Origin of the sequence: Microbacterium sp. PMB16 (assembly GCF_051294855.1) — a bacterium.
In the GTDB taxonomy this organism is placed as follows: Bacteria; Actinomycetota; Actinomycetes; order Actinomycetales; family Microbacteriaceae; genus Microbacterium.
Window position 1 is genome coordinate 3,579,517 of sequence record NZ_CP145908.1, and the last position, 13,506, is coordinate 3,593,022.

Below are 13,506 nucleotides of genomic sequence, written 5' to 3' on the forward strand. Positions count from 1 at the left end.
CATCCGTCGTCGCGCGTCAGGCTTCGACAGTCTCGTCTCGCTTGGCCCAGAGGTCGCGCAGCACGTTCTCGAAAGCCGCGGGCGGCTGAGCGCCGCTGATGCCGTACTGACCGTCGATGACGAAGAACGGCACGCCCTGGATTCCGTAGGCGCGGGCCTGCGCCTGATCCTGACGGACGGCGGGGAGATAAGTCTCACTCTCGAGCGCTTCGCGTGCGCCGTCGGCATCCAGTCCGACCTCGACCGCGAGCTCGACGAGGTCGTCGATGCGGCCGACGTGCTTGCCCTCAGTGAAGTACGCCGACATCAGGCGCTCCTCCATCGCGTGCTGCAGGCCCTCGGCCTTGGCGAAGTGCAGCAGCTCGTGCGCCTTCACCGTGTTGGTGTGCTGGAGCAGGTCGAAGCGGTACTCGAGTCCGGCGTTCGCCGCGACGCCCGTCACGTTCGAGAGCATCTGCTCGACCTGGTCACGCGGCATTCCCTTGTGACCGGCCAGGAAGTCGATCTCGTCGCCGTCGAAGTCGACAGGAGTGTCGGGCGAGAGTTCGAAGGAGTGGAAGGTGACGGTGACCTCGGGGGCATCCTCGTCGGTGGAGACGGCTTCCAGCCCCTTCTCCAGGTTGCGCTTGCCGATATAGCACCACGGGCAGGCGATGTCGGACCAGATGTCGATAGAGATGGGTTCGCTCACACCTTCATCCAACCGCATGATTCCCCACCCTATTCCGACCGCGATTCCTGAGCGCTCTCACACCCCGGTTCCTGAGCGCTCTCGCACCCCGGTTCCTGAGCGCTCTCACACCCCCCCGGTTCCTGAGCGCCCTTCGTCTCGTCGCTTCGCTCCTCGCTCAGGAACCGCGCAGCGAGACGAAGGGCGCTCAGGAACCGCGCAGCGAGACGAAGGGCGCCCAGGAGAGCCTGTGGAGAACGTCTCCGCACCGCAGCGCCGTTTCGCTACGGTCACGTCATGCCGTACGTCTACATCCTGAAATGCCGAGACGGAAGCTTCTATACGGGAAGCACCGTCGACCTCGAGTTCCGTCTCGCCCAGCACCAGTTCGGCGAGGGCGGGGATTACACGAGACGTCGACGTCCCGTCGAACTCGTCTGGAGCAGCGAGTTCGCCCGAATGGATGAAGCGTTCGGCTGGGAACGACGCATCCATGGATGGTCGCGAGCCAAGAAGATACTGCTGATCGAGGGCCGCTACGACGAACTCCCCGGCTGGAGCAAACGACAGCGACAGGAACCGGACGCCGGCTGACGTCCTTCGTCTCGCTGCGCTCGCTCAGGAACCGAAAGTTCTCCCCACCCCGGTTCCTGAGCGCTCTCACACCCCACCCCGGTTCCTGAGCGCTCTCACACCCCACCCCGGTTCCTGAGCGCTCTCACACCCCCGGTTCCTGAGCGCTCTCACACCCCCGGTTCCTGAGCGCTCTCGCACCCCGGTTCCTGAGCGCCCTTCGTCTCGTCGCTTCGCTCCTCGCTCAGGAACCGCGAAGCGAGACGAAGGGCGCTCAGGAACCGCGCAGCGAGACGAAGGGCGTGCTCGGTGGGTAGGATTTCCGGATGCTCTCCGCCGACGATCCGCTCCCCGTCCGGCCGGAACGGGTGCTCATCGCCGGGGTCACCGGATCAGGGAAGACGACGCTGGCAGCGCGCATCGGCGAGGCCTGGGGCCTGCGGCACGTCGAGATCGATGCACTGTTCCACGGGCCGAAATGGACGCCGCGACCGGAGTTCCTCGACGATGTGCGGTCGTTCGCCGCGGAAGATCGCTGGGTCACCGAGTGGCAGTACACGAGCAAGGGCACCGACGAGATCCTCGCTCCGCGCGCGCAGCTCGTCGTCTGGCTCGACTATCCCTACCGTGTGGTGCGCACACGCCTGCTGCGCCGCACGCTCAGCCGCGGCATCCTGCGCACTCCGCTGTGGAACGGCAACGTCGAGAAGCCGATCTGGCGGATGTTGCGCGGAGATCCGGAGGAGAACATCCTCCGCTGGCAGACGGACACGCTCCACAAGTGGGACGAACGGATGCCGGAAGTCGTCGAACGCTTTCCGCACCTCGCCGTCGTGCGCTTGCGTCACCCTCAGCAGACCGAAGCCTGGCTCCGGGCTCAGGAACCAGTCGGTGAGTCGATCGCTCCGCCGAAACGACGATCTCGGGACAGGTAGATCTCGATCGCGCGCCACAGCTCCTCACGGGAGAAGTCGGGCCACAGCGTGTCGAGGAAGACCATCTCGGCGTATGCCGACTCCCACAGCAAGAAGTTCGAGGTGCGCTGCTCGCCCGAGCTGCGCACGAAGAGATCCACGTCGGGCATGTCCGGGACGTAGAGGTTGCGGCGGATCATCTTCTCGCTGATCGCGTTCGGCTTGATGCGTCCCGCGGCGACATCGGCGGCGATCGCCCGCATCGCATCGACGAGTTCGACGCGTCCGCCGTAATTGACGCACATGGTGAGGGTGAGCACGTCGTTGTCGCGCGTGAGCTGCTCGGCGTACTGCAGCTCCTTGATGACGCTCCCCCATAGCCGCGGCTTGCGGCCGGCCCACCGCACCCGCACGCCCCACTCGTTGAGCTGATCGCGCCGCCGGTGCAGGACGTCGCGGTTGTACCCCATCAGGAAGCGCACCTCCTCCGGGGATCGCGCCCAGTTCTCGGTGGAGAATGCATACACCGAGAGGTGCTTCACTCCGGCCTGGATCGCTCCGGCGACGACATCCAGGAGCACCTCCTCGCCTGCTTTGTGGCCCTCGACCCGGTTGAGGCCGCGCCGGTTGGCCCAGCGGCCGTTGCCGTCCATGACGATCGCCACGTGCTCGGGCACGGCCCGGAAGGCCGGCGGATGCGCACCCGTCCAGTCGAGCGGGCGGTAGGCCACGGCGTCCTTGTGCGTGTAGGGCTTGGGGCTCACCGTGCTTGTTCTCCTCGGATGTCGGAAACGTGGGAGAGCGAGCGGATGCCGCGCTCCAGATGCCACTGGGCGTACGCGCCGACGAGTCCGGACGCCGCCGCCGTCTCGACCGGGGACGCGGCGTCGATGAGCTCCCAGTCCCCGGCGATAAGGGCTCGCAGCAGCGCGAGCGTCTTCTCGGCCACCCGCGGGCTGCCCGCTGGCGAGCAGTTCGGGCACACCAGTCCACCGAGCTGCACGACGAAGGTCGAGTGCGGGCCCGGCGTACCGCAGCGCGCGCAGTCGTCGAGCGACGGGGCCCACCCCGACAGCGACATCACGCGGAGGAGATAGGAGTCCAGGATGCTGCGCGGCACGTGTTCGCCTCGGGAGAGCGCCCTCAGGCCACCCACGAGAAGCAGGTACTGGTCGGGCGTCGCCTCCGAATCGCTCAGGCGATCGGCTGTCTCGACCATCGCATTCGCCGAGGTGAAGCGGTCGTAGTGCGCGGCGATGTCGGTGCCGTATGAGCCGAGCGACTCGGCCTGCTGCACGATGTCGAGCGAACGGCCCTGATACAGCTGCACGTCGGCGACCATGAACGGCTCGAGGCGCGACCCGAACTTCGACGACGTGCGCCGCACACCCTTCGCCACCGCCCTGACCTTGCCGTGCCGGCGAGAGAGCATGGTGACGATGCGATCGGCCTCACCCAGCTTGTGGGTGCGCAGGATCACCACTTCATCTCGGTAGGTGGGCACGCTTCGATTATCCTCCGTGCGAGAGAATGGAGGCGTGACCGAACCGCTCTTCACCATTCCGCTCTGGGCGGACCTTCTCGGCGTCGGCCTCGGCGGGGTGCAGGGCGCGCTGTTCGCCTCGGGTTTCCAGGGCCAGCGTCGGCTCGACTGGCTCGGTGTCGCGATCATCGGCATCATGATCGGCATGGGCGGCGGTCTCATCCGCGACATCCTGCTCGGTCAGACGCCCGCGACGCTGCAGAACAACTGGTATCTGGTCACCGCCACCGGAGCGGCGCTGCTGGGCATGCTGCTCGCGGGACTCTTCACCCGGCTCAACACCGTCATCGTGGTGCTGGACGCTGCGGTGATCGGTATGTTCGGCGCCTTCGGCACGAGCAAGGCGATCGCGTTCGGCATCCCACCCGTTCCCGCCGTGTTCATCGGCGTCTGCGCGGCCGTGGGCGGCAGCGTTCTGCGCGACATGCTGATGGGATTGCCGACCGCCATCATGCACGTCGGGTCGCTGTACGCGGTCGCGGCCGGCGTGGGCTGCGCGTTCATCGTGATCGCGAACGGATTCGGCATGTCGATCACGCTCGCCGCGATCCTCGGCATCGTCGTGACCGCCGTCATCCGGGTGCTCGCGGTGAGCTTCGACGTCTCGCTGCCGGAACAGCGCCGCATCTACCGGCGGAAGGTCGCCGCCGAGACCGGTACGATCGCGATCGTCAAGCCACGCGACTGAGCACGCAAGAGGCCCTTCGTCTCGTCGCTGCCCGGTCCCTGAGCGAGCGCAGCGAGACGAAGGGCCTCGTGGGTCGATCAGACCGCAGCCAGCTCCTGCTCGCGGGTGCGGATCGAGCGGTTCACGCCCGACACGATCGCCTTGAGCGACGCGGTCGAGATGTCGCCGTCGATGCCGACGCCCCAGAGGCGCTGGTCGCCGACCTGCAGCTCGACGTAGGCCGCAGCCTGCGCGTCGCCGCCGGCGCTGAGAGCGTGCTCGACGTAGTCGTAGACCGTGATGTCGAAGCCCTGCGCCCGCAGCACCTCGACGAACGCGGCGACCGGTCCGTTGCCGGAGCCCGCGACCGCGAGCTGCTGCTCGTCGTCGCGCAGCACGACGTCGAGCACGACCTCGCCCGACATGTCGCTGCGGGTCTGCGTCGCGAGCAGCTCGAACCGGCCCCACTTGGCGGTGGCGTCGTCGGCAGGGAGGTACTCGTCGTTGAAGATCGACCAGATCTGGTCGGACGTGACCTCGCCGCCCTCGGCATCCGTCTTCGCCTGCACCACACCCGAGAACTCGATCTGCAGCTTGCGTGGAAGGTCGATCGCGTGGTCGGACTTCAGCAGGTATGCGACCCCGCCCTTGCCCGACTGCGAGTTGACCCGGATGACGGCCTCGTACGAGCGGCCCAGGTCCTTCGGGTCGACCGGCAGGTATGGCACGGCCCACTCGATGTCATCGACCGTGACGCCCTCAGCCTCGGCCTTCGCAGCCATCGCCTCGAAGCCCTTCTTGATCGCATCCTGATGCGATCCGCTGAACGCGGTGAAGACGAGGTCTCCGGCCCAGGGGCTGCGCTCGGGCACCGGCAGCTGGTTGCAGTACTCGACCGTGCGCTTCACCTGGTCGACGTCACTGAAGTCGATCTGCGGGTCGATGCCCTGCGTGAACAGGTTGATGCCCAGCGCGACGATGTCGACATTGCCGGTGCGCTCGCCGTTGCCGAAGAGGCAGCCTTCGATGCGGTCGGCGCCGGCCATGTAGCCGAGCTCTGCCGCCGCGATCGCGGTGCCGCGATCGTTGTGCGGATGCAGCGACAGGATCACGTTCTCGCGGTGAGCGAGGTGTCGACTCATCCACTCGATGGAGTCCGCGTAGACATTCGGCGAAGCCATCTCGACCGTCGCCGGCAGGTTGATGATCACCTTGCGGTCGGGTGTCGGCTCGAACACCTCGATCACCTGGTTGCAGACGTCGACGGCGAACTCGAGCTCGGTGCCGGTGTAGCTCTCCGGCGAGTACTCGTAGTAGACCTTCGTGTCGGGAATCGTCTTCTCGAACTTCCGGCACAGGCGGGCGCCTTCGAGCGCGATGTCGATGATGCCCTGCTTGTCGGTGCGGAAGACCACCTCGCGCTGCAACACGCTGGTCGAGTTGTACAGGTGCACGATGGCCTGCTTGGCGCCGGCGATCGACTCGTACGTGCGCTCGATGAGGTGCTCGCGCGCCTGCGTCAGCACCTGGATGGTGACGTCGTCGGGAATCAGGTTCTCTTCGATGAGCTGGCGGACGAAGTCGAAGTCCGTCTGGCTCGCCGAGGGGAATCCGACCTCGATCTCCTTGTAGCCCATGCTGACGAGCAGCTCGAACATGACGCGCTTGCGCTCGGGCGACATCGGGTCGATGAGGGCCTGGTTGCCGTCACGGAGATCGACCGCGCACCAGCGGGGTGCCTCGGTGATGCGGGCGTCGGGCCAGGTGCGGTCCGGCAGGTGGACGTTGATCTGCTCGTGGTACGGCCGATACTTGTGGATCGGCATCGCAGACGGGCGCTGAGTGTTCTGCATGATGGGCTTCTTCTCTTCGTCAAGATGTACGGGCCAACACAAGCGCCGCGACGAGGAAGGCCCTAGCTCTTAGGACTCGTCGCGGCAGCTAAGAAGAAGCAGACCGCCGAAAGGCATGTCGTCATGCTAGCAGGGTTGCTGCGCGCGCTTCGAACGACTTTGAGACGATCCGGGAGCCCGCGACACTGTCGGGTATGAGCACATCGCAGCGCCGCCTGGTTCTCGCCGCGGCATCCTTCGCCGGTCTCCTCGTGTTGAGCGCGTGCGCGTCGGGGCCGGGGAGCGCCCCCGCGCCGACCAGCACGACCGTTCCATCGGACCAGCGTCTGGAGAACGCGCATCCCGGCCTGCCGGAGGGGCGCGTCATCGGGACAGGCACTGTTCTCGACGACGGTGGCGAGGTGAAGTTCTGCCTGGGAGCGATCATGGAGTCCTACCCTCCGCAGTGCGCAGGCCTCCCTCTGGACGACTGGACGTGGGACGGCGTCGACGGCAGCGAGACCAGCGGCGATGTCACCTGGGGTACCTACGCGGTCTACGGCACCTACGACGGCGAGCGGTACACCAACACCGATCCGCCCATCATGCTCGCGCTGTTCGACCCGGTCGCCCCGGAGGATCCGTCGGGTGGTGTCGAGGGCAAGACCTCTGAGGCAGAGCTCACGCGCGTGCAGGACGACATCTCCGCCCGGCTCGGCGCCGACGCCCTCACAGTGGGGGTCGATCGCGGATACGTCTGGCTGGAGGTCGCCTGGGACGACGGCACGATCCAGGATGCCGTGGATGCCGAGTACGGCAAGGGCGTGGTGTTCGTTCAGTCGGCGCTGTGGGAAACCGACTGAGCACGGAGCCGCGCCGTGCGACGATGAGGTCGTGAATGCGAGACGGAGAGCGCCCGAATGAGAGTGGAGTTTCTGCTGAGCGGGTTCTTCGGCGTTATCGGTCTGCTCGGAGTCGCCTTTCCTCGGCACTTCACCGACTTCATCGTCGCGGGCAGCCACGTGATCAGTGCGCACAGAGGCGCGGACGTGAACGCCTCTGCCCGATGGCAGTCGATGCGAGTGACCTGCGCCCTCATCGTGGCGTTCAGCATCTGGATCGTCGTCGGCGGCGCGCAGCGGGAGCCGCGCGATGTGGTGCCCGCGGCGTGGGAAGTCGTCGGTCCCGCTGTCGTATCCGGTGTGCTCACGATCGTCGGTCTCAGCGTCCTGCTCTTCCGCCGCCGACTCATCGCGCTGGCCGCTCAGCGGTTGAGGATCAACGGTGGAGAGATCTATGTCGGGTCTCTCGCTGAGCGTCACGCGCGCGCGGTGGTGCTCGTGTTCGCGGCGTGGGTTCTCCTCCTGGCCGGCTTGAGCCTCGCGTTCGCGATCGTCCGGTTCTCTGGCGGCTGAGCGCGCTCCTCCGGAGGGACCTTCGTGCTCTATTCAGCGCAGATCAGGTCTACGGGATCAGCGCGAGTTTGCCGCCGGGGTGGCCGGACGACAGGAGGCGATGCGCCTCCGGAGCCTGATCGAGCGAGAAGGTGCGCGCGACGGGGACGACCAGGTCGCCGTTCTGCGCCAGAGCGGTCAGCTCACCACGGACTCCGTCACGGAAACGCGTGCTGGCGGGCATGGATCCCGCGATGGCGAGGATCCCGGCCGCCTCTACGCGCCCGAAGGCCGCGATCGTGACGATCCGCCCACGGTCTTCGACGAGCTCGACTGACACATCTACCGCCTCATCGGTCCCGACCGTGTCGAGCGCGGCGGCGATCGACCCGCCGGCCACCTCGCGCACTCGCTCGGCGAGACCCGCGCCGTAGCGCACCGGAATGCCGCCGAACCGCGCGACCTCCTCGAACCGGCCCTCGCTCGCTGTGCCGATCACGCGGATGCCGCGCCGTCGAGCCTGCTGCAGCACGCTCACCCCGACCGCGCCGGAGGCCCCGTGCAACAGAATCGTCTCGCCGGCGGCAGCGGCGGTCACCGCGAGCATCTCGGCAGCGGTCGTCCCCACGAGCAGCAGGTTCGCTGCCTCGGGGTGGCTGAGAGTCGTCGGCTTCGCGAACACCTTCTCGGCGGGCACTGTCAGCTCGGTCGCATAGCCGCCCCGCACGCGGAAGGCGATCACCTCGTCTCCGACGTCAGCGCGGCCCGAGCCGATGACCGTGTCGGGTCCGATCGCAGTGAGCTCTCCCGACACCTCGTAGCCGATGGGCACCGGGAACTCGACTCCTGGCCGCTCGGCGGCGACATGCTTGGCATCCGCCGGGTTGACGCCGGCGGCGTGCACGCGGATCGTCACCTCGCCGGTGCTCGGTGCGGGTGTATCACGGGCGACGAACTGCCAGTCCTCCGGTGTGCCCGATGATGTCGCTATCCACTGCTGAGCCACGTTCATCTCCTCCTCAATAGTCGAAATGTATCGCCTCCAGCTGCGGGTCCGCGACAGGCGTCAATGACTTCGCGGACGAATCGACTACGTCACCGATGACCAGTAATCCGTGGCGGGCCGGATGCTCCCGAGAACATGATCCGCGACCTGAGTCCGAGGGACTCGCGCGACCAGCGCCACGCTTGTTCTCGCGGAATCGATACCAATATCCCCCCGAGAAACAGGTCCGTGCATCAAAGCACGCAGAGAAGGCTGGTGACAGCGCCGGAGACGTTCGACCAGCTGTTCGCGGCGATCGTCTCGACCACGCTGGTGCCGTTGCGGAGCCGAACAGAACCGGAGGTTCGAGCATTCGCGGCAGACTCGACAGCGAAGGCAGCGGGAACAAGTATTGTCCCGCAGATGCTCCAGGTGAGCAGTCGCCCCTTACGGTTCGTGTCGTCGTACGCGCAGATCTTCCCCGTGTTGCACGACCCCACGGATCTCGCTGCCACGCCCTGCACTCCGGGGATGGTCAGTTCCATTCCCAGATCCGGCCATACTGCCCGGGAGTCGTTGATGACGACGCCGCCAGGAACCTCACCCAGGAGTTCCGCCATCACGGGGTCCAGACTCCCCTCACCAGAATCGGCCACTGTCGCGGTCGGGAGTGATACCAGCACCAAAGACATGCAGACCAGAAGCGTCGTCCGCGCGACAGACCCTTTTTTCGCGCGTATCACTCCTTCACGTCCCACATGCGATATCCGGTGATGGCGCCAGCAGGAGCGAAGCCGTCGTCGACCAAGGCGGTCTCCTCCACCCCTGTGATACGACCGGTCTCCGTCGAGATCAACAGGACCTCGCTCACGACATTCTCTGGGTCGAGCATTCGCAGTCCTGCGACGGGTCTGCCGAGCCGATCGGTCGACTCTCCGAGAGGCTCGGCATCGCCGGCGTCTTCGACGAGCGCGAGGATCTGGGCATGCTGATCGTTCGTCAGGGTCCATTCGCCGAAAGCAGTCGAGGCCGCCCGGACCACATCGAACGCCGTCGGATCCGCGGGCATACCGAACGCCTCGAGCATGGCCCGCACGTCCGCGGCCGAGTCGCCTGGAGCGTCGGGAACCTCGGTCGTGAACTCACCGGGCCCTTGTACGATCTCGTCAACGATTCGACCGCTGCTCATCACCTCACCCCGATTGTTGGCGGTCGCGTCAGCGGGGTCGTAGGGAATCCCCTCCATGATGGTCGTGTGTCCGGAGAGGTCAGCATTCCAGACGAATGTCGAGAACTGCGGCACGATCTTCGCACCCACGTTGCCCGCGTCGGCCGAGTAAAACCATCCGGCAGTCCGCGAGATTCGCTCGGGCTCGGCCGGACCTCCGCCCGCGGCAAGATCAGCGCGCGCCGCATCGACGATCTCCACGACCGTGCCCTGTTCGGTGAAGTCCAATGGCAGAGGCGAACCTGCAACCGCCGCTTCCTGCGGTGTCAGCGTAACGAACGCGATGGCCACAGCCGCGGCGGCGGCGGCGATGCCCGACGCCCATCCCAGCGTCCATGCACGACGGTGGTGGCGCCGCGGCGCCTTGGTGTCGCGCAGAATACGATCGCGGACGGCGATCGCCCGGGCATCCGGGGCCGCGTCACGCGGGGTGCGCGCCGGATCGGCATCGCTCAATGCTCGATCGAGCACGGCGTTCTCATTCATCACCGGAAACCACCCCCTTCAGGTTCAGCTCCGTGCGCAGACGAAGCTGCGCACGCCCCAGCGTCTTGCGTACCCGGGACTCGGAGCCGCGCAACAGTTCCGCGATCTCCCCCACCGCGAGCCCATCCCAGTACGTCAGCATGATGATACGCCGCTCACGCGGGGTGAGGACACCCAAAGCGCGGATGACCTCAGCGCGCGCGACTCGACCGGGAGGATCCGGCTGACCCGAGACGCCGGCGTGGACGGCATCCAGCGCCGAGTGCAGGGTCAGAGCCGGTCCTGGCCGCGCGCGGAGGCGCCGTTCCGCCGCACGCAGAAGCCACACGCGGCTCATCGGACGACTCGGTTTGAGCCTCGACCACGCCAGCAGGAACACCTCCGAGACGATCTCGGTCACCTCGGTGTCGTCGGCGACGACGCACTCGATGTGGTGCCGGACGGCCGCCCAGTGGGCGTCGAAGAGCTGTGTGAAGACCTCATCGCGCAGCGTGTTCGGGTCTTCGCTGCGCCCGCTCATATCGGCGGGGTCGGCGGTCTGCCCGCCGCCATCGACGTGTCACGGGAATGCATCTCAGAATCCGAGTCTGCCCAGCTGCTTCGGATCGCGCTGCCATTCCTTCGCGACCTTCACGTGCAGTCCCAGGAACACCCGGGTGCCGAGAAGCTTCTCGATTCCCACGCGGGCACGGGCGCCGACGTCACTGAGACGCTTGCCCTTGTGCCCGATGATGATCGCCTTCTGGCTGTCGCGCTCTACGACGATCGACGCGTGCACGTCCGTGAGGTCGGTGCCCTCGCGCGGCGCGATGTCATCGATCACGACCGCGATCGAGTGCGGCAGCTCGTCGCGCACGCCGTCCAGCGCCGCCTCGCGGATCATCTCCGCAATCCGGTCTTCCTGCGACTCGTCGGTGGTGATGCCCTCGGGATACAGGGCCGGGCCCTTCGGCATCAGGTTCAGCACCTCATCGGCGAGCACTTCGAGCTGGTCGCGCGTGAGCGCCGAGAGCGGGATGACCGCCGCCCAGTCCTCACGGAGCGCATCGACCTCGAGCAGCCTCTCCGTGATCTCGTCGCGCCCCGCCGCATCGGTCTTGGTGACGATCGCGATCTTCTTCGCACGTGCGTAGCCGTCGAGAGATGCGGCGATACGGCGATCTCCCGGACCGACCTTCTCGGTCGCCGGCACGCAGAACCCGATCACATCGACGTCGCCGAGCACCTGGTCGACCAGGTCGTTCAACCGCTCGCCCAGGAGTGTGCGGGGCTTGTGGATTCCCGGCGTGTCCACGATCACGAGCTGACCCTCTGGACGATTCACGATGCCGCGGATGGCGCGTCGCGTCGTCTGGGGCTTCTCACTGGTGATCGCGATCTTCTCGCCGACCAGCGCGTTCGTCAGCGTGGACTTCCCCACGTTGGGACGCCCTACGAAGGTCACGAACCCGCTTCTCGTCTGCTCAGTCATCGCGTCGTTCTCCTTCGTCGTCCGAAGCATCGGGCTCCGTTGTCGTACGTTCCACGAAAACCGTGGCGATTCCGCGACCTCGACCACGCGAAGCCCCGCCGGTGAGCGAAAGACCCGCCACAGTGGCGGTCGCCCCGGGCTGCGGCACCTGACCCAGAGCCTTGCCGAGCAGTCCACCGATCGAGTCGACGTCTTCATCTTCGAGTTCGAGGCCGAACAGGTCGCCCACATCTTCCAGCGAGAGCCGGGCGCTCACCCGATAGCGGCCGTGACCGAGATCGACGAACTCCGCGGACACCTGATCGTACTCGTCGGAGATCTCCCCCACGAGTTCCTCGATCAGGTCTTCCAGCGTGACGAGTCCGGAGATCCCGCCATGCTCATCGATCACCAGGCAGACGTGCACCGCGTCGCGCTTCATCTGCTGCAGCAGCGTCTCCGCGCGCATCGACTCCGGCACGAACGTGGCGCGTCTCGCGATCGGGCGGATGGATGCGGCCCGCCAGGCGCTGTCGTCGCGGTACGCGAACTGCACCAAGTCCTTGAGATAGAGCACGCCGACGACATCATCGGCATCGTCGTCCACGACCGGCATCCGCGAGACACCGCGGTTCAGGAAGAGCGACATCGCCTCGTCGGTGGTGGAGGTCGCGTCGACCGTGACCATCTCGGTGCGCGGCACCATCACGGCGCGCACGAACTGGTCGGTGAAGTCGAAGACCGAGTGGATCAGATCGCGGTCATCTTCCTCGATGAGATCGTTGGATGCTGCTTCGTCGACCATGCTGAGCAGCTGGTCTTCACTGGCGAAGGAGCTGCGCCCGGTACCGGGTGTGACGCGGTTGCCGAGCAGGACGAGTCCCTGGGCGATCGGACCGAGGAAGATGCGCAGTCCGCGCACGATCGACGCGGTACCGCGGATCATGCCCTCGGCATGCTGTCGGCCGAACGAGCGCGGGCTCGCGCCCACGAGCACGAAGGTGATGGCGGTCATCAGGAGCGCGGCGGCGAGCATCGCCCACCAGTTGTTCTCGATGAGGATCGTGAACGCCACCGTCACGATGACCGCGGCTGTGACCTCGGCGAGGACACGGATGAACGCGACCGCGTTGACGTGTGCGTCGAGGTCGGCGGCGATACGGCCGAGAGCCTTGGCCCGCCGTCCTCCAGTCGCCATGTCGGCGAGGTTGGCACGAGACGCGACACCGTAGGCGGCGTCGATCGCCGACATCAGACCGCCGAACGCCACCAACAGCACGGCGGCGATGAGCAGGAGAGTCGCTGTCATCGTCGGCGTTCAGCCGCAGCGAAGCCCTGGATGAGTTCCTTCTGCAGCCCGAACATCTCACGCTCCTCATCGGGCTCTGCGTGATCGAAGCCGAGGAGGTGGAGCAGTCCGTGCGTGGTGAGCAGGATCAGCTCATCCATCAGGCCGTGCCCTGCCGCCTGCGCCTGCGTCTCGGCGACCTGCGGGCACAGCACGATGTCTCCCAGCAGGCCGGGCGCGGTCGGGCGGTCCTCGCTGCCGGGACGCAACTCGTCCATGGGGAAGCTCAGGACGTCGGTCGGACCCGGCTCGTCCATCCACTGCACGTGCAGCGCCTCCATGGCGCCTTCGTCGACGAGGACGATCGCCACCTCGGCGTCGGGGCTGACGTGCAGCTGCTCGAGGTTGAAGTCGGTCAGCCGCTGCAGCACGGTCTCGTCGACCTCGATGGCCGACTCGTTGTTGATCTCGATCAT

General features: G+C 66.6%; 16 protein-coding genes. 5 read left to right on the top strand and 11 right to left on the bottom strand.

What is annotated here, in order from left to right; all coding sequences use genetic code 11:
- Window positions 1-16 precede the first annotated feature (16 nt).
- Entirely contained in the window at window positions 17-691 is a 675-nt protein-coding gene (locus V5D55_RS17225) for a DsbA family oxidoreductase (protein WP_435745359.1), read from the bottom strand.
- 276 nt (window positions 692-967) lie between these two features.
- Here V5D55_RS17225 and V5D55_RS17230 point away from each other — a divergent pair, with 276 nt between their 5' ends.
- Both V5D55_RS17230 and V5D55_RS17235 read left to right on the top strand, forming a co-directional pair.
- A complete protein-coding gene (locus V5D55_RS17230; RefSeq protein ID WP_435745361.1) occupies window positions 968-1,264 on the top strand; it encodes a GIY-YIG nuclease family protein in 297 nt (98 codons plus the stop codon).
- A gap of 305 nt (window positions 1,265-1,569) precedes the next feature.
- The gene (locus tag V5D55_RS17235) at window positions 1,570-2,178 is read left to right on the top strand and encodes an AAA family ATPase (protein WP_435745363.1); all 609 of its coding nucleotides are present in this window, start codon (window positions 1,570-1,572) and stop codon (window positions 2,176-2,178) included.
- Here V5D55_RS17235 and V5D55_RS17240 read toward each other — a convergent pair.
- Entirely contained in the window at window positions 2,121-2,921 is an 801-nt protein-coding gene (locus V5D55_RS17240) for an isoprenyl transferase (protein WP_435745365.1), read from the bottom strand. The two genes, V5D55_RS17235 and V5D55_RS17240, sit on opposite strands and share 58 nt — an antisense overlap.
- Window positions 2,918-3,661 carry a DNA repair protein RecO gene (gene recO / locus V5D55_RS17245; RefSeq protein ID WP_307373588.1) on the bottom strand — a complete coding sequence of 248 codons (744 nt, stop codon included), beginning with the start codon at window positions 3,659-3,661 and terminating at the stop codon, window positions 2,918-2,920. The genes V5D55_RS17240 and recO overlap by 4 nt, the downstream gene beginning before the upstream one ends.
- Window positions 3,662-3,695: 34 nt before the next feature.
- Here recO and V5D55_RS17250 point away from each other — a divergent pair, with 34 nt between their 5' ends.
- Complete coding sequence (locus tag V5D55_RS17250; RefSeq protein ID WP_435745368.1) at window positions 3,696-4,388, top strand: trimeric intracellular cation channel family protein; 693 nt, start codon at window positions 3,696-3,698, stop codon at window positions 4,386-4,388.
- 77 nt (window positions 4,389-4,465) lie between these two features.
- On the opposite strand, the gene leuA is transcribed toward V5D55_RS17250, so the two are convergent.
- Window positions 4,466-6,220, bottom strand: coding sequence for a 2-isopropylmalate synthase (leuA, locus tag V5D55_RS17255; protein ID WP_435745371.1), 1,755 nt, complete (start codon window positions 6,218-6,220; stop codon window positions 4,466-4,468).
- Between the two features lie 194 nt (window positions 6,221-6,414).
- Here leuA and V5D55_RS17260 point away from each other — a divergent pair, with 194 nt between their 5' ends.
- A complete protein-coding gene (locus tag V5D55_RS17260) occupies window positions 6,415-7,062 on the top strand; it encodes a hypothetical protein (RefSeq protein WP_435745373.1) in 648 nt (215 codons plus the stop codon).
- A 57-nt stretch (window positions 7,063-7,119) separates the two neighbouring features.
- On the top strand, window positions 7,120-7,614 hold the full coding sequence (locus tag V5D55_RS17265) for a hypothetical protein (protein ID WP_435745375.1): 495 nt from the start codon (window positions 7,120-7,122) through the stop codon (window positions 7,612-7,614).
- 49 nt (window positions 7,615-7,663) lie between these two features.
- Here the strand turns inward: V5D55_RS17265 and V5D55_RS17270 are convergent, their stop codons facing one another.
- The 7 genes from V5D55_RS17270 to ybeY form a co-directional block, all read right to left on the bottom strand.
- Window positions 7,664-8,599: an NADP-dependent oxidoreductase gene (locus V5D55_RS17270; RefSeq protein WP_435745378.1), complete on the bottom strand. Its 936-nt coding sequence runs from the start codon at window positions 8,597-8,599 to the stop codon at window positions 7,664-7,666.
- Window positions 8,600-8,832: 233 nt separating this feature from the next.
- The gene (locus tag V5D55_RS17275) at window positions 8,833-9,201 is read right to left on the bottom strand and encodes a hypothetical protein (protein WP_435745380.1); all 369 of its coding nucleotides are present in this window, start codon (window positions 9,199-9,201) and stop codon (window positions 8,833-8,835) included.
- Window positions 9,202-9,317: 116 nt separating this feature from the next.
- Window positions 9,318-10,292 (bottom strand): hypothetical protein, encoded by a 975-nt coding sequence (locus V5D55_RS17280; RefSeq protein WP_435745382.1) that lies wholly within the window; start codon window positions 10,290-10,292, stop codon window positions 9,318-9,320.
- The gene (locus V5D55_RS17285) at window positions 10,285-10,812 is read right to left on the bottom strand and encodes an RNA polymerase sigma factor (protein WP_435745384.1); all 528 of its coding nucleotides are present in this window, start codon (window positions 10,810-10,812) and stop codon (window positions 10,285-10,287) included. Before V5D55_RS17285 ends, V5D55_RS17280 begins: the two co-directional genes overlap by 8 nt.
- A gap of 54 nt (window positions 10,813-10,866) precedes the next feature.
- Window positions 10,867-11,763 carry a GTPase Era gene (gene era / locus V5D55_RS17290; RefSeq protein ID WP_435745387.1) on the bottom strand — a complete coding sequence of 299 codons (897 nt, stop codon included), beginning with the start codon at window positions 11,761-11,763 and terminating at the stop codon, window positions 10,867-10,869.
- A complete protein-coding gene (locus tag V5D55_RS17295) occupies window positions 11,756-13,051 on the bottom strand; it encodes a hemolysin family protein (protein ID WP_435745389.1) in 1,296 nt (431 codons plus the stop codon). Before V5D55_RS17295 ends, era begins: the two co-directional genes overlap by 8 nt.
- Window positions 13,048-13,506 carry an rRNA maturation RNase YbeY gene (gene ybeY / locus V5D55_RS17300; protein WP_435745391.1) on the bottom strand — a complete coding sequence of 153 codons (459 nt, stop codon included), beginning with the start codon at window positions 13,504-13,506 and terminating at the stop codon, window positions 13,048-13,050. The genes V5D55_RS17295 and ybeY overlap by 4 nt, the downstream gene beginning before the upstream one ends.